Source organism: Lysinibacillus sp. SGAir0095, assembly GCF_005491425.1.
Classification (GTDB): domain Bacteria; phylum Bacillota; class Bacilli; order Bacillales_A; family Planococcaceae; genus Ureibacillus.
Genome location: NZ_CP028083.1, coordinates 2461930 through 2479047, shown reverse-complemented (window position 1 = coordinate 2479047; position 17118 = coordinate 2461930). Strand labels below are relative to the sequence as shown.

At 34.3% G+C, this 17118-nt stretch carries 19 protein-coding genes; 11 read left to right on the top strand and 8 right to left on the bottom strand.

Annotation, left to right across the window (positions count from 1 at the left end):
* Nucleotide 1: 1 nt before the first annotated feature.
* On the top strand, nt 2–505 hold the full coding sequence (locus C1N55_RS12200) for an ECF transporter S component family protein (protein ID WP_137729084.1): 504 nt from the start codon (nt 2–4) through the stop codon (nt 503–505).
* Nucleotides 502–1176: a hypothetical protein gene (locus tag C1N55_RS12195; protein WP_137729083.1), complete on the top strand. Its 675-nt coding sequence runs from the start codon at nt 502–504 to the stop codon at nt 1174–1176. The genes C1N55_RS12200 and C1N55_RS12195 overlap by 4 nt, the downstream gene beginning before the upstream one ends.
* A 105-nt stretch (nt 1177–1281) precedes the next feature.
* On the opposite strand, the gene C1N55_RS12190 is transcribed toward C1N55_RS12195, so the two are convergent.
* Nucleotides 1282–1878 carry a hypothetical protein gene (locus tag C1N55_RS12190; RefSeq protein WP_137729082.1) on the bottom strand — a complete coding sequence of 199 codons (597 nt, stop codon included), beginning with the start codon at nt 1876–1878 and terminating at the stop codon, nt 1282–1284.
* 206 nt (nt 1879–2084) lie between these two features.
* Nucleotides 2085–3467, bottom strand: coding sequence for an L-cystine transporter (locus tag C1N55_RS12185; RefSeq protein ID WP_137729081.1), 1383 nt, complete (start codon nt 3465–3467; stop codon nt 2085–2087).
* A gap of 257 nt (nt 3468–3724) precedes the next feature.
* On the opposite strand from C1N55_RS12185, the gene C1N55_RS12180 reads away from it, so the two are divergent.
* A complete protein-coding gene (locus tag C1N55_RS12180) occupies nt 3725–4375 on the top strand; it encodes an alpha/beta hydrolase (protein WP_137729080.1) in 651 nt (216 codons plus the stop codon).
* Nucleotides 4376–4425: 50 nt separating this feature from the next.
* On the opposite strand, the gene C1N55_RS12175 is transcribed toward C1N55_RS12180, so the two are convergent.
* Both C1N55_RS12175 and C1N55_RS12170 read right to left on the bottom strand, forming a co-directional pair.
* Entirely contained in the window at nt 4426–5634 is a 1209-nt protein-coding gene (locus C1N55_RS12175) for an ISL3 family transposase (protein ID WP_137727947.1), read from the bottom strand.
* Nucleotides 5635–5801: 167 nt separating this feature from the next.
* Nucleotides 5802–7970, bottom strand: coding sequence for a putative bifunctional diguanylate cyclase/phosphodiesterase (locus C1N55_RS12170; protein ID WP_137729079.1), 2169 nt, complete (start codon nt 7968–7970; stop codon nt 5802–5804).
* A 486-nt stretch (nt 7971–8456) separates the two neighbouring features.
* Between C1N55_RS12170 and C1N55_RS20895 the strand changes: the two genes are divergently transcribed.
* Entirely contained in the window at nt 8457–8585 is a 129-nt protein-coding gene (locus tag C1N55_RS20895) for a hypothetical protein (RefSeq protein WP_255502410.1), read from the top strand.
* A 37-nt stretch (nt 8586–8622) separates the two neighbouring features.
* On the opposite strand, the gene C1N55_RS12165 is transcribed toward C1N55_RS20895, so the two are convergent.
* The 4 genes from C1N55_RS12165 to C1N55_RS12150 form a co-directional block, all read right to left on the bottom strand.
* On the bottom strand, nt 8623–9201 hold the full coding sequence (locus C1N55_RS12165) for a 5' nucleotidase, NT5C type (RefSeq protein ID WP_137729078.1): 579 nt from the start codon (nt 9199–9201) through the stop codon (nt 8623–8625).
* Nucleotides 9202–9222: 21 nt separating this feature from the next.
* A complete protein-coding gene (gene ispG, locus C1N55_RS12160) occupies nt 9223–10329 on the bottom strand; it encodes a flavodoxin-dependent (E)-4-hydroxy-3-methylbut-2-enyl-diphosphate synthase (RefSeq protein WP_137729077.1) in 1107 nt (368 codons plus the stop codon).
* 108 nt (nt 10330–10437) lie between these two features.
* On the bottom strand, nt 10438–10776 hold the full coding sequence (locus C1N55_RS12155; RefSeq protein ID WP_137729076.1) for a hypothetical protein: 339 nt from the start codon (nt 10774–10776) through the stop codon (nt 10438–10440).
* Between the two features lie 51 nt (nt 10777–10827).
* On the bottom strand, nt 10828–11337 hold the full coding sequence (locus C1N55_RS12150) for a DUF1189 family protein (RefSeq protein WP_137729075.1): 510 nt from the start codon (nt 11335–11337) through the stop codon (nt 10828–10830).
* Between the two features lie 153 nt (nt 11338–11490).
* Here C1N55_RS12150 and C1N55_RS12145 point away from each other — a divergent pair, with 153 nt between their 5' ends.
* The 7 genes from C1N55_RS12145 (at nt 11491) to C1N55_RS12120 (ending at nt 16889) form a co-directional block, all read left to right on the top strand.
* On the top strand, nt 11491–11970 hold the full coding sequence (locus C1N55_RS12145) for a DUF456 domain-containing protein (RefSeq protein WP_137729074.1): 480 nt from the start codon (nt 11491–11493) through the stop codon (nt 11968–11970).
* Between the two features lie 150 nt (nt 11971–12120).
* Nucleotides 12121–12726: a superoxide dismutase gene (locus C1N55_RS12140; RefSeq protein WP_137729073.1), complete on the top strand. Its 606-nt coding sequence runs from the start codon at nt 12121–12123 to the stop codon at nt 12724–12726.
* A 203-nt stretch (nt 12727–12929) separates the two neighbouring features.
* Nucleotides 12930–13481 (top strand): hypothetical protein, encoded by a 552-nt coding sequence (locus tag C1N55_RS12135; protein WP_137729072.1) that lies wholly within the window; start codon nt 12930–12932, stop codon nt 13479–13481.
* A gap of 90 nt (nt 13482–13571) precedes the next feature.
* Entirely contained in the window at nt 13572–13754 is a 183-nt protein-coding gene (locus tag C1N55_RS20560; RefSeq protein WP_370452620.1) for a hypothetical protein, read from the top strand.
* A 243-nt stretch (nt 13755–13997) separates the two neighbouring features.
* Nucleotides 13998–14879, top strand: a complete 882-nt coding sequence (locus tag C1N55_RS12130) for a patatin-like phospholipase family protein (RefSeq protein ID WP_137729071.1) — start codon at nt 13998–14000, stop codon at nt 14877–14879.
* 67 nt (nt 14880–14946) lie between these two features.
* Nucleotides 14947–15366, top strand: coding sequence for a pyridoxamine 5'-phosphate oxidase family protein (locus C1N55_RS12125; protein WP_137729070.1), 420 nt, complete (start codon nt 14947–14949; stop codon nt 15364–15366).
* A 206-nt stretch (nt 15367–15572) separates the two neighbouring features.
* A complete protein-coding gene (locus C1N55_RS12120) occupies nt 15573–16889 on the top strand; it encodes a M48 family metallopeptidase (RefSeq protein ID WP_137729069.1) in 1317 nt (438 codons plus the stop codon).
* Nucleotides 16890–17118 lie beyond the last annotated feature (229 nt).

Sequence of the window (17118 nt, the reverse complement as noted above, 5' to 3'; positions counted from 1 at the left end):
CATGGGATCATCATCAACATCAACATTAAGGTTAATGATTTTAACAGCATTAGTTGCTGCAATTTGTGTGATAGGCAGTTTTATAAAGGTACCGGGATTTATGACAACAGCAGCTTTAGATTCTGCTCCTGCCTTTATTAGTGTCGCTTTTTTACCCCCACTTCTTTCCGGAATTGCAGGTGCATTAGGTCACTTAGCTACCGCCTTAACATCTGGCTTTCCATCAGGCCCATTTCATTTGCTAATTGCATTTGAAATGATGATCGTCACTTACGTTTTTAATGTTTTACATAAAAAAGGGTTTAATATATTAAAATGGATTTTTTTAATAATTGGCAATGGTGTTCTAGCTGCTTTTCCATTCTATTTTTTAATTTCTCCAGCATTTTTCATAGGCGCAGTACCATCCTTAGTTATTGCCACAGTTATTAATGCGATAATTACTGGGATTACACTTCCTTTGATGGAGAAAGTATTTAGAGAAAGGAAAGTTTCGAATCCATGAGAAATGCAATTAAAATCGACGATACAACGGTTGTAACGATTGATAATTCTGGCTGTATCGGTGAGAAGGAATTAGATTTCGTTCACGCTTCCAATGAATTAACTGCTTACTATACTGCCCGTGTTGCCATATTAGAGCAATGGTGTGCAGGTGCAGTGCCTACCAACATCATTTTATCAAACCTTACGGGAAATCAGGCTTGGGCAGATTATGAAAAGGGGATTCAAATAGCATTTGATGAAATTGATCTAGCAATGCCTGCAATTAACGGTTCTAGTGAATCGAATTTTGATTCTTTACAATCAGGTATTAGTTTAATGATAATCGGAAAGCTTCAATTTGAAATGACAAAGGAAAATCTTCATTGGTTTGTAGTTGGAAAGCCTCTAGTAGGTCAGGAGGTAATTCATGAATCACAACATATTGCAAAACTGGGTGAGATTAATAAATTATTCCGACTAAAGATTGCAAATCAAATCTGGCCGGTTGGATCTAAAGGCATTCTAGCGGAGCTTGAAGGGATATTCCCTGGTCATAAATTTGAATGCTCACTAGATTTGCATAAATCTAGTGGACCAGCTACCTCTGTAATTGTAGGTGTACAGAAAGAAAATATAAACGAGTTTAAAAAGCAGGTTACTACTTGCTATGAACAAATTGTTATTTGTTAGCCAAAACGATTCAATTATTTTAAACAGAGCATCTTAAAGCCCAGTAGCGCAACTTGTGAAAGTAGACTACTGGGCTTTAATTTGTCATGTTTCATTGATTTTATCCTAAGGAAGAGTTTGTTCAAATTGATCCATATATAAAAAATAGGCTTCATCACAGCATTTTTTTATCATCTGGGAAAAAGAACATTCACGCAATTCTTGTACAGCTGCTTTTACAAACTGCGCTTGATCCTCAAGAAAAGTCTGAATTTCCTCGGTTGAGCCATTTAGTGCATCAAAGTAGTTTTGATATTCTAGCCGAGTGGCTTTATTTTTTAATTGGTACTTTTCCATCACAAATAAAATCCATTCATTTAAGCCTGTTGCTAAAGCCAATGAGGATAGATAGAACAGCTCAGGGGTTGAATCTTTTCTATGTTTTAGATTTTGGAAATGTGTGTCGTCTTTGATGGCATTATGAATAAGAACATTGGCTGTATAATACAATGAAGCCTCGTCCGTTTTAATAATTAAGTCATCATCTGGCAATATGAACAGCCAAATATTAAAGGCCATAATCCAACCATCCGATTTGCTTAGTCCGCCTTCTTTTACAAGAGAAGAATAGTTGTTGAGTTTAGTAGCCATTTTTTTAAAAGTGTCAACATGATGCTGCTCAATGAATAAAATACTTTTATCTATTACGATCATCTCATACATCACTAAACACCCCTTTAAATAGTATTACAAATTATGTATATAGATTATTTCTAGTTTAAGTAAATTATCTAAAATTGACAATTGAATAGCATAGATTGTCGATAAAATAAGTAAAAGATAACAGAAAAAGGATTTACAGATACCATTTTTTGTGTACAGAGGCATAAAAAAACTCCTTCTAATTTAAAAATTAGAAGGAGGGGATATTACGATTCACCTAGTTCTTTTATTGTTGTATTATTGAAGATGTCTTTATCCAGGTCACCCATAATTCTTGCCGTCGTAACACCAGCAGTCATAGAACCACTTACATTTAATGCAGTACGCCCCATATCAATTAATGGTTCAACTGAAATTAATACCCCTGCAAGTGCTACTGGTAAATCAAGTGCAGATAAAACGATTATGGCAGCAAATGTTGCACCACCACCAACACCAGCTACACCAAATGAACTGATTGCAACAATCACGATAACCGTTGCAATAAAGCTAATATTGAGGGGATTAATACCAACTGTTGGTGCAATCATTATCGCTAGCATCGCGGGATAAACACCGGCACATCCATTCTGACCAATTGAAAGTCCAAAGGAGCCTGCGAAATTGGCAATACCATCTGGTACACCTAGACGTTCTTCCTGTGTTTTTAGATTTAATGGCAAAGTTCCAGCACTAGATCTTGATGTAAATGCAAATAGTAAGGTTTCACTTGCTTTTTTAACATACATGATAGGGCTCAAACCTGTTAGAGAAATAATGATTAAGTGAATCAGGAATACGATAATTAACGCTACATAAGAAGCGATTACGAATTTCCCTAAATTATAGATTGCTCCAAAATCACTTGTTGCTACAGTTCGTGCCATAATAGCTAAGATTCCGTACGGAGTTAATCTTAACACGATTGTCACGACGCCCATAACTAACGAATAGATTGCATCAATTGCCTTGTTAATCGTTTTGGAAGTTTCTTCATCCTTACGAACAATTCGTAAATAAGAAAAACCTAAAAAGGCTGCAAATATGACAACCGCAATGGTTGATGTTGAACGAGCACCAGTCAAGTCCAAGAATGGGTTCGCTGGGAACAGTTCAATTATTTGCTCCGGTAGAGATTTAACCTCTGCTGTTTTTTCTTCTAGAGAAACACCACGTTCGATCTCTGCATCACCCTGTACTAACTGAGTGGCATCAAGGTCAAATATTGTGGCGGAAAGTATACCGACACCAGCAGATATTGCAGTCGTACCGATTAGTATAAGTAAAATAAGTCCAGCAATTTTCCCTAAATTATTGCCAAGCTTCATTTTTGTAAAGGCTGCTAAAATTGATATGAATACAAGTGGCATTGCAATCATTTGAAGAAGCTTTACATAGCCTGTCCCAATAATGTTATACCAAGGAACAGTATTTGTTACTACTTCTGAAGTAGCACCAAAAATTAACTGTAGAGCTAGGCCTAATAGAATACCTAAGCCTAGTCCTGCAAAAACACGGTTGGAAAACTTAACATGCTTTTTATTTAAGAAGCGTAAGAATGCCATTAGTGCAATTAATACGGCGACATTAATTATTGTTATTATTGTCATAAAATTTCACCTCGAAAAGTAGTATATCAGATTCATAGCAAATAGTGGAGTTAAATGTTTATTTTTTTGGTAGGAATTCTATGTTTTAAGGAAAAACTAAGCATTTGTTTCGCCTATTTTGCTCTAAATGCGAATTTATAATGCATGTAATGGGAAAATACTTTCTACAAAAGCAGCTACAATGGTAAACATTATTATTAAACTTTGATACAATACAAGTTATTCAAAGCTCTAAATTTAGAAAGGAATTAAAGAACATGAAATCACCCTATACGTTTAAGCATATTTCACCATCAAATACTAGTAATGAACTTGAAGGAGCTATCTTTTTATTTCATGGCCTAGGAAGTAATGAAGAGGATTTATTGCAATTAGTTGAAGAATTTAAAGGTCAATGTCATATCTTTAGTTTGAGAGGACCGATCAAGCACTCTCCAGGATTTGCTTTTTACACATTTGAGGAAGAGGGCAAACCAACTAGGGAAGTATTTGATAAAGTAATTACCTTCAGTCAAAGCTTTATTTTAGAAGCCATTGAAGAATACCAGTTGAATATCCAGAAGATCTTTTTGATTGGATTTAATCAAGGCGCTGCTATTGTAGAAACACTCACTTTAACATTAGGAAATCTTATTAAGGGGACAGTGGCATTAAGTGGTTATTTACCAGAATTCGTAATAAATGAATATAAAAAAGCCCCGTTAGATAAGACGGAAATTTTTATTTCCCATGGTGAATATGATTATGACTTCCCGATTCAATGGGGCGAAAATAGTAAAAACTATTTTGAAGAGATTGGTGTACAAGTGACGTATAAAACCTATCCAGATGGTCATGGTGTTACGCCACAAAATTTAAAGGATTTGGTAACATTTATAGCTGGCAATTTAGCAGATACAGTTAATTAATATGGTTCTATGTCAAATGTTGGGGTGATGTGTTTTTGCACGTCACCCTATTAACCTAAATGAACACCGAATTCTTTATATAAATCATTCAATAAAATCTTTGCTTTAAAATGCTTAAAGCTCCTAAAACCATAAGCATTACGTTTCATTACCTTCGATTTATTATTAATTCCTTCTAAAAAACCATTTGAATAGCCAAAACTAAAACTATTTAAGATCTCTACTTGCCAATTCTTAAAGGTTTGAATGGCTTTTATAAATGCTGGGATATTTGCTTCTTCTACCTTACGGTAATAAGCTTCTAATCTATTCTTCACTTCTGCAATATCATTCGTCGTTTTTGCCCAATCAAACCATTTACAATAGGCTTCTTTTAGTTCATATGCTTGCTTTAATTCCTTTGACATTCCCGTGTAGCGATTTAAATACCATCGATTCTTTTCCGTTAACTTATCAAAGCGTTTATATAAGACATGACGCATTTTTTTGCACTTTTTTCGATCGTATGGATGCCAATCCTTCTGCACTTTACGACGCACCTCGTCTAGAGCCCAATAAATATAACGACAATAATGGAATCGATCGGCAATAATGATAGGACGATTTAAGGCTTTTTTAACAGCTGCTTTAAAGCTTGGATTCATATCCATTACGACGACTTCTACATCTGATCCATATGTCATTAGATAATCCTTAATCGTTTCTTTTCTACGATTCGGTAAAATATCAATTGGTTCGTGCGTTTCAGCGTTGGCAATGATTAGTTGATAGGTCCCCGCATCTGTATCTCCTTTATATTCATCAATCGCAATACATTTTGGTAAATGGACCCCTTCATTTAGCTGCTCTTTTACCACCTTTTTAAAGCGACGAATTACCGTCGAACTGGATGTTCCAAGGACTTCTGCTGCTTCTTTAAATGTCTTTGCCTTTACTGAACGGATTCCAACAACTTGATTCCATTCTTTTGAGTAACGTTGATACTTATCCACGAAAGGAGATTTTTCCGAGAAGCGTTTTCCGCACTCACATACATAACGTCGACGTTTATAGAAAAGGATGGTTAATCGTTCAAACCATTTTAAATGTTTAATTTTTTGAATTCGATAATCATGTATTTTAGAGGTCATTTTATTACAGTCTGGACACTGATGTTCTTTCTTCGGAATTGAAACGTAAAGAGCGATACGCTCCCCGATCTCTTCAATCTTATGAACAGTTACACCTTTTAATCCTGGGATATTTCTGTTAAAATTCATAATGCACGTATCACCTTTCATTGCTTGTTTCTCGACAATTCAAGTATATCGAAATCGGTGATTACGTGCTTTTTTTTATTTCAAATTGTAGTAAAACCCCAACAAATATTATAGAACCATTAATATTAAAACGCCTATACAGAAACTCTGTGTAGGCGTTAAGACGTTTATTTAATAGAATCAAGTAGCTTTTGTGCTTCTTCAAGTGGCATTGGTTTATGGAAGTAAAATCCTTGTCCGGATTTACACCCAATTTTCTGTAGTATTGTATATTGCTCGAGTGTTTCAATTCCCTCAGCTACTACATGCATTCTTAATTTTTCAGCGAGCTGAACAATTGTTTGTACAACTGCATACATATCACTATTACTGATATCGTTAATAAAACTGCGGTCGATTTTTATTTCAGAAAAAGGTAGCTGCTGTAAATAACTTAAACTTGAAAAACCTACTCCAAAATCATCAATGGAGCTCTCATAGCCCAATTTTTTTAGTTCCAACAGGATTTGTTTAGCTTTAACAAAATCAAATAATTCAACACTCTCTGTTACTTCTATTTTTATATAATCAGGCGGTATTTGATATTCCTCAACTAAGGTAAGGAAATCATTCACAAAGGTTTCACTATAAAAATGAACTGGTGAAATATTGACAGCGATAGGATAAATTTGCAAGCCTTCTGTGAGACGTAGATTTTGGAACTTGAGCACTTTCCTTAAAATTAATATATCAACTTCATTTATCTTTCCGCTTTTTTCAGCTATTGGAATAAATTCCGCAGGAGATACATTGCCTAAGACAGGTGAAAACCATCTTGCTAATGCTTCAAATCCTTCAATCTCATCAGTATTTAAATTGATTTTTGGCTGTAAGTGAACTGTAAATTCCTCATTTTTTATGCCAAATTGCAACTGATTTAAAATGTTGAGCTCTCTTTGAATCATTTTATCTGTTCCCATTTCAAAATAGGATACAGCTGTATTTTGTAGACGTGATTTTGTTAAAGCTGTATCCGCCCGACGGATACTTTCATCTATTGTTAATAAGTCATTAAAATGAGATACACCCATTCTTAATGTGATAAAGATTTCTCTATTGGCAATTGTAAATGGGACAGCTGTTATTTGTAATATTTGGTTTATAAAATGCTTTAAAGTTTCTCCATTCGATTGTTTTACAGCGATAATAAAGGTGGTCGTTGAAAATCTTCCGTAAATAATCTCTTCATTTAAATCTTTTGTGGAAAGGAGACGATTTACGACTTGACCAATTAATTCATCTCCAAATTTTCGTCCATATAAATCAACTATACTAGAATATTCATTTGGTTGAATAAGCAGAAGAGAGCCCTTTATCTGATCTTTAACCCACATGCCTAAACTAGTGTAAAAGTTATTATAATTTGGAATACCTGTGCTCATATCAAAAAATGCTAATTTTTTAAGTTCCTGTCTTTGTTTTACATATTTCATTGAGAGTGCGACAATCGGAGAAAGTTTTTTTAGGAAATCAATATCTACCTGTCTTAACTGCATTTCTCCTTTTATGTATATTGAGAAATAGCCAAGTAATGCTTTTTCTTTTGTAAAGATTGGTTTTGACCAGCAAGATGATAAATTATATTTCTTTATCATCTTGTTTGATTGGTAATTTTTAATAGACAAGTCATTAATATATATGACACTCTCATTATATCCAGTAGTTGAACCACCGATTTCAAGATGATTCATGGCTTTAATCAGCGAAAGAGGTAGGGAACCACTAGCGATTGGACTTAATTTCTTTTGTTGATTTACGACATGGATGGCACAGAAAATATCCCGCAAGTAGTATTTTTCAACTTTTTCTGTTATCAATTGTAAAATGGATCCTAAATCACCATTTTCCTCTAACTCAATATATACCTCGTGCTCTAGCTTCGAAAGCATTTTACTTAACATTTGCTCTGTTATTTCTTTGCAATGTATTAATGCGTAAGTGGATATGCCGTCACGATCTTTTATGGGCTGGCAGGTCACGTGATTCCAAAAGGCAGTCCCGTCTTTTTGGTAATGGATAATATTTTTTTCAAAGGGGTTTTTCTTTTCTAAATGATAAAGCAGATCCCCATTTTGCTCTAAATTTGTTTTTATTCCTGTCAATGAGTCAAAATTCTTTCCGATTAATTCATTTTGTGAGTAACCAGTTAATGTAGTAAATGCCTGGTTTACATAGACAAAAGGAAAATCATTTTTTTCTAAGTTTATGATGGCGATACCAATATGAAATTGCTCACTAATATTACAAAGAAATGGAAATAACTCATCCTTTGTGAGGGGCATTTTCGTATTATACATGCTTGTTCCCCCGATACAATTGTTTGTTTAAAAAAAGTATAACAAATTGATGAAGAATATAGCAGTGTTATTTTCAAATAGTTTCAAAAATTGCATATATTGTTATTTTAAATCTTTATCATTTCAATTATCTTTAAAAAGTGATTTTTTTGAATAAAAACTTGTTTTGCAGGTTAAATAAATTGGGTAAACATCTCCTCTACCTTTTTCATTGTAATTTAGACAAGTAGGGTAAAAACTTGTTGATAAGTCAAGTTTTCTAGTAACAAAAGTGGGTAAATTTATGTAAATAATCTAATTGTTCATATTCCTACCACAATTTACGTAAAATAGTTTCAAATAAATCTTTAACGTCCTATCAACATTTTTTACTACAGCCTATTTTATCGAATATTCAATATTTCAAATGTGAGATTGTTCACAATTAAAGAGAAAAATTTTAGTGTGAAGATTATATTGTCCAAAAAAATGGGAAGGGAAGTATGGATGAAAATTGATGATATTATGTTAGAGAAATTAGGGGTCTATTTTGTGTATCATGATATTTATAATCGCTATGGTATTCATTTTGAAACCTTTGTTGAAAGGTGGGAGAGGGGTATTTTAGAAATATAAGAACAGGCAACAGTAAGTTTACATGTTGCCTGCTTTACTAGAAGTGTTTTAAGATCCAATGATTTGCTTCATTCCAGTTATTAATTCGTACCACATTTGTTGGAATCGATTTACGATTATATGGTGTATCAAATAGTAATACTGGGATGTTTAATTCTTCTGCTAGCATCACTGCATTATCGTGTTTGTCCTCAAAGAAGACGTCTACTTTGTGCTTTTTTGCCACAGAAAGCTTATTGTGGCTTCCAATTAACTCGATACGATGGAAGGGGACCTTATTTTCCTCAAACCATTTATGAGTAATATCAAATACACTTGTATCACGTGCAGAGATATAAATAAGTTCATACGAATGCTGCCATTTTTCTAAAATGGATTGTGCATCCTGTGCAAGGCTACTTACAGAATACATAAAGGCTTCATTTTCCTTAAACCATTTTGCAAATTCATTGCGGTCAACGGGGTGAGGAAAAGCACTTAAAAAATCATATTCAATGACATCATCTAAAACGATGTTTGTTTTATAGCGTTCATTGATATGGGGAATGAGTGTATCTGGTGTAGTCACGGTTCCATCAATATCAATACCAAAACGCGGTCTTTGCTTGGACGTCATATAAAACCTCCCAGCCTCAGCTTACACTTGAGCTTCCTTCTTGTCTCGTTCTTCAGCCATTTCAGCTGCTAATTTATCGATTTCTTTTTTCAGTTCTTCCACCATTGTTGCTTCAGGCACTTTACGAACTGTTTTTCCTTTCATAAATAACAATCCTTCTCCGCGTGCCCCAGCAATTCCGATATCTGCCTCACGTGCTTCGCCAGGACCATTTACTGCACAGCCAAGTACAGCTACTTTTAAAGGAACCTTTAGCTTAGAAATGTATTCTTCTACCTCATTTGCAATTGAGATAAGATCGATTTCAATTCGACCACAAGTAGGGCAAGAGATTAGCGTAGCCATATTAGAAGCTAGGCCAAAGGATTTTAGTAATTCACGTGCAACCTTAATCTCTTCAACTGGATCAGCCGATAAAGAAATACGCAATGTATTCCCAATACCTTTTGATAGAATCGCTCCAAGACCAGCCGCTGATTTAACAGTACCAGCAAATAAAGTACCCGATTCTGTAATCCCTAAGTGTAATGGGTAGTCGAAAGCTTTTGCTGCTTTTTCATAGGCTTCAATAGCAAGGTTTACATCAGAAGCTTTCATCGAAACGATAATATCGTGGAAATCCAAGTCTTCCAAAATTTTAATATGATGTAATGCCGATTCAACCATACCATCAGCTGTAGGGTATCCGTACTTTTCCAATATATGTCTCTCTAATGAGCCAGCGTTTACACCAATACGGATTGGAATACCTTTTGCTTTTGCTGCATTCACTACAGCTTCAACTTTCTCGCGACGACCAATATTACCAGGGTTGATACGTACTTTATCAATTCCATTTTCAATCGCCTTAAGAGCCAACTTATAATCAAAATGAATATCCGCTACTAACGGAATATGAATACGTTTTTTTATATCAGCAATCGCATTGGCAGCACGCTCATCTGGAACAGCTACACGTACAATCTGACAACCCGCTTCTTCTAAACGTAGAATTTCTGCAACTGTTGCTTCCACGTCATGTGTTTTTGTTGTACACATACTTTGGATGAATAGTTCATTACTACCACCAATCGTTAAATTACCTACACGTACAGGACGTGTTTTTGAACGGTGAATGAGTTCACTCATGAAGATTCTCTCCTTTTTGAGGTACGTATCTTAACTTTTCGCGTACCACACTTCTATTATTTTATCAGTGTAGTGAAAGATGGACAAGGAAGAAACGTTACTTTTTAATTATCTGCAATTATTTTCTATTTTATCATAGATTGGTATTTTGATAAGTTCTCCGGTTACCATGGACTGTTTTTGTAAATGTGGATTCAATTTGTAGAATTGCGCCATTTTTTCTGGGAATGATATTTCAACCTCTGATGGATAAGCTGCTAGTAAACTTTGAACAGTATCGCCAGCGGTAGTCACTACAGAAAGGGTTTTAATGGCTATTTGTTGCTCACATGCTTGATTTACTTGTTCTTTGTCGAATGCCGCCAGTGGAACAGTACCTTCAGTTAAATCTATTTTAATCACAGCTGCTATAATGAAAAACACAACTGTAAAAATAAGAAATCTCATAAAAATCCCTCCTTTCTCTCACTATATGAAGAGAAGGAGGATTCATGACTATTATTTTTTTGGTAATTTTGGATATTTTGTTGAAGCTAAGATTAATATAATGATCGTTATCAGTATGCCAAGTATACTAGAGACAATACTAGCCATTTTTAGTATTGAAAATAGAACAGTTAACAGTGTTGGCCATGTAATTGCTAGTGCAGCAGTACGCCACATATGTCGATATTCTCCTCGACGGTTCATCATTTTTAATAGAACTAGTCCAACAAAAGCATAGATACTAATTCTAATATAAATGAGGATTGTGGAAGTAAGTGTTAATAGTACAAAGGCAAAAGGATATAGTAGCCATTGTATATCCTTCACATATTCTGTTAATCCTTGAATGTTGTATGAAGTCTCTGAAACACCAGTTAAAAATTGAACAAATGAATAGATTGTGACTACAGCGATTAATAGAAATACATATTGAATCGTTTTTCCAATAGTTAATAATCTATAAGCTGCTAATTTTTTTGGATGAATTAGACTATCAATAAAAATTTGTGAGTGTTTAACCATTTTTTCTCCTCCAACAGAGAGTTTAACATGAATTTTATTGTTCTATAAAGTTCTGAAGCAATAAATTTAATAGAATCAAAAATATAGCTACATTTGAAACTTTTGAAGATGGCCTCTCGTATATTTTAATATTAAAGAATAGGAGTTGTTTTTTTGGATATAATTGCATGGGTGCTAATAATCACGTGTTTTGTCATTGCATTTATAGGTCTGATATACCCAATCATTCCTTCCGTACTCTTTATTGTACTAGGCTTTATCGTATATGGTTTGTTTTATTCATTTGCCGATTTAGGGTGGTTATTCTGGACCATCGAAATTTTATTTATCATCCTTTTATTTGTTGCAGATTCATTAGCTAACTTAATCGGGGTAAAAAAATTTGGTGGCACAAAAGCAGGTATGTGGGGGAGTACAATCGGTTTACTAGTAGGACCATTTATAATCCCTGTAGTGGGTATTTTAGTTGGACCATTTATAGGTGCTGTTGTTGGAGAGCTTATTGTGACTAAAACAGACTATAAACAAGCTTTAAAGGCTGGGGTAGGATCTTTGGTAGGGTTTTTAACATCTGTCGTTACAAAAGGTGCAATTCAAATAATTATGATTATTATTTTTATCATTGCGATCTAAGAAGTAACTTTAAAAGGTAAATAAAACCAGTCTTTCCGTCAAAAGGCTGAATTGTAAAACTTGAGTGTTTATTGATTGAATCGTGACAATAATTTTGATAACCTAGAAAAGTAATCGAGATTACTTTTAAATTGAGGGAGGAAATACAAAATGGCTTATGAATTACCACAATTAACTTATGCTTATGATGCGTTAGAACCAAACATTGATGCGAAAACTATGGAAATCCACCATACTAAACATCACAACACTTATGTAACAAGCTTAAACGCTGCAGTTGAAGGAACAGAATTTGCAGGTAAAGATCTTTTAGACCTTATCTCAAACATCGATGCTCTTCCAGCTGACAAACAAACAGCTGTACGTAACCATGGTGGTGGACATGCTAACCATACATTATTCTGGGAAATCTTAGCTCCAGGTGGTGCAACAGCTCCAACTGGTGAATTAGCATCTGCTATCGAAGCTAAATTTGGTAGCTTTGACGCTTTCAAACAAGAGTTTGCTACAGCTGCTGCTGGCCGTTTCGGTTCAGGATGGGCTTGGTTAGTAGTTGATGGTGGCGAAATCGCAATCACTTCTACACCAAACCAAGACTCTCCTGTAATGGAAGGTAAAACTCCTATCCTAGGCTTAGACGTTTGGGAACATGCTTACTACTTAAACTACCAAAATCGTCGTCCGGACTACATCTCTGCATTCTGGAATGTAGTAAACTGGGACGTTGTAGAATCTAAATACCAAGCTGCAAAATAAGCACTTGTAAAATTCAGACAAATTAAAATCAAGGCGTTGTCTCACAAAGCTTTAGTGAGGCAGCGTCTTTTTGTTTTAGAAAAGTGGCCTTGCAGTTAATAAGCATAAATAAATTCGGATTAGAATAAATTAGACATGACATTATTATTGAATTTCGTTACAGCTTAATTGTGCACATATTGCATAATGAATGGAGTGAATCATTGGTTGCAATAGTGAGTTCTATTAGTATAGTATTACTTACTTTTGTTCTAGGTACGGTTTTCAGAAAACAATTAAAGGATGATCATCTATCGAGTTGCTTAGCAATGTTTGTGACAATGACGAAAAGTACATTAGTTGGCATCCTGGTTGGAATTTGGATTTCTGATATAGTATTTGCTACTGTTATTGCATTGTTGATTAGTTTTTTATTAGTAAGTATTATGACCCATCAGCTCTCAATAAAGATTATCCTAGAATGTTTGAGTGCACTTATTATGGGTGCAATGATGGGAGCAATGCTTAGTATCATGACAACTAACAATCAGCTATTTAGTATTGTTTTTTTTACTATTTTATATTTGCTTAGTTGTGTATTGTCAGCAGGACTTTGGAATAGACAAAGCTACCAACATTTCTTCAGAGGTATTCCGTCAAAGGTAAAATTTAGTTTTGCTTGTGTTATTTTATTCTTAAGTGTTACAACTTATATGGATTTAATGGCTGTGTCAACTGATGGAGAAGAAACTGAACAGCATCATCATAATCATTGATTCAATTTGCATGAAGTTCACTGCTTCATGCTTTTTCATTTGTTTAAAGCATAATTCCTAACAAAAAGGGTCAAATTATGCTTTGTGGAGGTGAAGAAGTTGAGCAAAAATAAAAAGAATTCTTTAGATCGTGAAGAGTATGGACATGGATATGATTTAAGTCCTGATGATTTTGATGTAATTGGACAAAATGATGAAGCAAAAAAACACAATCAAAATGAAAATAAAGATAAGCCGGATAATAAACATAACCCATCAAGATTAAATCTATAATAATGCAAGTATTTGGTTTCAAAACAACTCAGTTTGATGCCAAATACTTTTTTTATGGATAAAAATATGGCGGTAACTTTCAAGGATATCCGCAAAAGTGAAGGCGCAGTGCATTGCCTTTTTTGCTCTATATGTCTTTTGCATTCGTAATATATATTCTATGTCGAAGTTTTTCTCGACATAAGTTCTAAAATCTCTCCTTTTTTCTTAAAGTGTAACGAGAACAAGTAAAGGGGAGTGTACATGCTAATTGATGGGGTGTTCTCGGGTGGTGGAATAAAGGGATTTGCATATATAGGGGCAATGCAAGTTTTGGAAGAAAAAAATTATCGCTTTAAACGTGTTGCAGGAACGAGTGCGGGCGCGATTATGGCATGCTTTATTGCTGCTGGATATACGTCGAAAGAAATTGAAAATATTTTTGATGAACTACATTTAAAATCACTTCTTGATCCTCCAAAGGCTACGCGTAATCTTCCCTTCCTAAGGTGGTTGAATTTATATTTTCGAATGGGACTTTATAAAGGGAAAGCATTAGAAAAATGGTTTTATAAAAAATTAGCGGCTAAAGGTATTTTAACGTTTAATGATTTACCACAAGGTTCATTAAAGCTGGTAGCGTCTGATCTAACAAATGGAAGAATGATTGTCATTCCGGATGATTTAGCTTCCTATGGCATTGATTGGCGTACTTTTTCTGTAGCCAAAGCACTTCGTATGAGCTGCGGAATACCATTTTTCTTTGAACCAATAAAATTAAACAATAGTAAAGGTGAATGTCTATTTGTGGATGGGGGCATTCTCAGTAATTTTCCATTTTGGATTTTCGAAAATGGCAATAAACAACGTCCTACACTTGGATTGAAGTTAAGTAACCCACGAGAGGATATGCCTCAGCAAAAAATAAATAATGGATTAAATTTATTTGAGGCACTTTTTTCAACTATGAAGAATGCACATGATGAACGTTATATTTCAAGGAGGCACGAACGTAATATTGTTTTCATTCCTGTAGAAAAGTATAGTGCAACACAATTTGACTTGGATGAAGATACGAAGGAAACTCTAATTGAAATAGGCCGAAAACGAACTTCAAAATTCTTACAAACATGGAGACCCTCTTAAAATGAGTGGGATAGATTCTTCGTCATTTCACATACTACTTGAGAGATATTAAAGGGAGCGAAGAGAAATGTCTAACACACCAGAGAAAATTGCAGCAAAAATTTTGGAAGATAATATGGTAGGAACAATGGCAACCATCGAAGGAGACAAACCCCATTCTCGTTATATGACATTTTTTAATGATAATTTCACATTATATACAGTAACTAAAGGTAATACACATAAAGTAGAGGAATTATCTAAGAATCCATACACTCATATTCTCATTGGGTACGATGGTAAGGGATTAGGAGACGAGTTTTTAGAAATCGAAGGTAAAGTTGAAATTTCATCAGATCACTCAATGCGTGAAAAAGTTTGGAATAAAGTCTTAAAAGGTTGGTTTACTGGCCCAGATGATCCAACAATGGTTATTCTAAAAGTTAGCCCTACTCAAATTAAACTCATGAATTCAAAACGGGCAGATCCTGTTATAGTTAATTTTTAAAAGTATCAATACTATAGATAAAAAGGCGGTTGTCAATTTAACAGGACAGCCGCCTTTACTTTTGACTGGTAAAGCTTATTTTATATTTGTATTTTCAAACCATTAAATGTCATAATCGAAAGGGTTCATAAAAAGATTAAAAAATTGGTTCTATCTTGTCCATTTTTTCTTACACTAAAGTAAGAAGAAGAATTGAGGTGGAAAGTTTGTCGAAGAAGTGGAGCATAGCTGCGATTATACTGTACGTAGTCTACGCTATTGGGATGTATTTTTACATATTTCATGGAGCTTCAGGAGGTGTCCCAGCAACTTTAAAGGGGACAGTTGCGGACCCGGAAACCTTCATGACGGAACGAGAGCTGTTACTAAGTGATGATTTTTCTAAAATTCGAAATTTCCTTTTCTTTATCATTACACCATTTGAGTGGCTTGTTTATTTCTTAATTTTGTTTACGGGATTGTCGAGAGCATTTGAAAAATGGGTAGATACAAAGTGGAAGTTAATAAAAAATGGCGCTTATTTATTCCTTTTATATTTGTTTACAACAATTATCTTTTACCCTATTGATTACTATCGCTATACATTAAGCAAAGATTATGGCATCTCTACCCAGGAATTTTCTTCATGGATGAGGGATTTCGTTATCGATTTTTGGGTAAATTTCGGTACGACTTTACTAGTTGTATTAGTCCTTTACTGGTTAATTCAAAAGAGTGCAAAAAAATGGTGGTTTTATGCCTGGTTACTAACCATACCATTTGCAATTTTTATGATGTATATCCAGCCTGTTGTCATTGATCCGCTATATAACGAGTTTTATCCACTTAAAGACAAAGAACTGGAAGAGAAAATCTTAAGCTTGGCAGATCAAGCCAACATCCCATCCGAGCATGTTTTTGAAGTGGATATGTCTGAAAAAACAAATGCGTTAAATGCATATGTTACAGGGATAGGGGATAATTCTAGAATTGTTTTATGGGATACAACACTAAATAGTTTAACAGATGAAGAAATTCTTTTTATTATGGCTCATGAAATGGGTCATTATGTTGAAAAGCATATTTATATTGGAATTGCTTCCTATCTAGTATCTATTTTGGTGGGATTATGGTTAATCGCAAGAATAATGCCGTGGATTATTTCGAGGTTTGGTAATGTGTTGAAAATTGAGAAAATAAGTGATATTCGTTCGCTTCCCTTGTTTTTCGTATTAGTTTCCTTTTTACTGTTTCTTTCCAACCCGCTATCTAATTATATTTCAAGGGTTCAAGAGACAAGGGCAGATGAATACGCAATGGAGCTTACTGGAAATGCAGAGGCTGCAGTAAGCACATTCCAAAATCTTGCGAAAGCAGGGCTAAGTGAAGTAAATCCACCATTTCTTGTTAAAATATTCCGTTATACACATCCCCCGATGTTAGAACGCATTAATACGATTGCAAGGTATTCAGATCTAAACGAAAATGAGTCTGAAACGGAAACAGAAACTGAAAAAGAGAAACAAACCAAGCCGAAAGATTAATCTCTATAAATAGCTGGCATTGTACACAACAATGTTAGCTATTTTATTTATTAGAGAAAAATAGTATTGAAATAATCAGAACTAATCTATTTACCTTATCGAAATGAGAGATATATGTAATAAATGACCAATAATTATTATCGGAATACTTAGTCTTATCTGACACTTTTATGTTATATTAAGATATAATAATTTAAGCTAAAAGAATTGGACAAACAAGTTATATTAT

Coding starts and splice junctions, on each gene's coding strand:
- C1N55_RS12165 (WP_137729078.1), bottom strand. CDS start 9,201: ATGACGTCCAAGCAAAGACCGCGTTTTGGTATTGATATTGATGGAACC.
- ispG (WP_137729077.1), bottom strand. CDS start 10,329: ATGAGTGAACTCATTCACCGTTCAAAAACACGTCCTGTACGTGTAGGT.
- C1N55_RS12175 (WP_137727947.1), bottom strand. CDS start 5,634: ATGAATTTTAACAGAAATATCCCAGGATTAAAAGGTGTAACTGTTCAT.
- C1N55_RS12140 (WP_137729073.1), top strand. CDS start 12,121: ATGGCTTATGAATTACCACAATTAACTTATGCTTATGATGCGTTAGAA.
- C1N55_RS12180 (WP_137729080.1), top strand. CDS start 3,725: ATGAAATCACCCTATACGTTTAAGCATATTTCACCATCAAATACTAGT.
- C1N55_RS12170 (WP_137729079.1), bottom strand. CDS start 7,970: ATGTATAATACGAAAATGCCCCTCACAAAGGATGAGTTATTTCCATTT.
- C1N55_RS12130 (WP_137729071.1), top strand. CDS start 13,998: ATGCTAATTGATGGGGTGTTCTCGGGTGGTGGAATAAAGGGATTTGCA.
- C1N55_RS12185 (WP_137729081.1), bottom strand. CDS start 3,467: ATGACAATAATAACAATAATTAATGTCGCCGTATTAATTGCACTAATG.
- C1N55_RS12125 (WP_137729070.1), top strand. CDS start 14,947: ATGTCTAACACACCAGAGAAAATTGCAGCAAAAATTTTGGAAGATAAT.
- C1N55_RS12200 (WP_137729084.1), top strand. CDS start 2: ATGGGATCATCATCAACATCAACATTAAGGTTAATGATTTTAACAGCA.
- C1N55_RS12195 (WP_137729083.1), top strand. CDS start 502: ATGAGAAATGCAATTAAAATCGACGATACAACGGTTGTAACGATTGAT.
- C1N55_RS12155 (WP_137729076.1), bottom strand. CDS start 10,776: ATGAGATTTCTTATTTTTACAGTTGTGTTTTTCATTATAGCAGCTGTG.
- C1N55_RS20895 (WP_255502410.1), top strand. CDS start 8,457: ATGAAAATTGATGATATTATGTTAGAGAAATTAGGGGTCTATTTTGTG.
- C1N55_RS12150 (WP_137729075.1), bottom strand. CDS start 11,337: ATGGTTAAACACTCACAAATTTTTATTGATAGTCTAATTCATCCAAAA.
- C1N55_RS12190 (WP_137729082.1), bottom strand. CDS start 1,878: ATGTATGAGATGATCGTAATAGATAAAAGTATTTTATTCATTGAGCAG.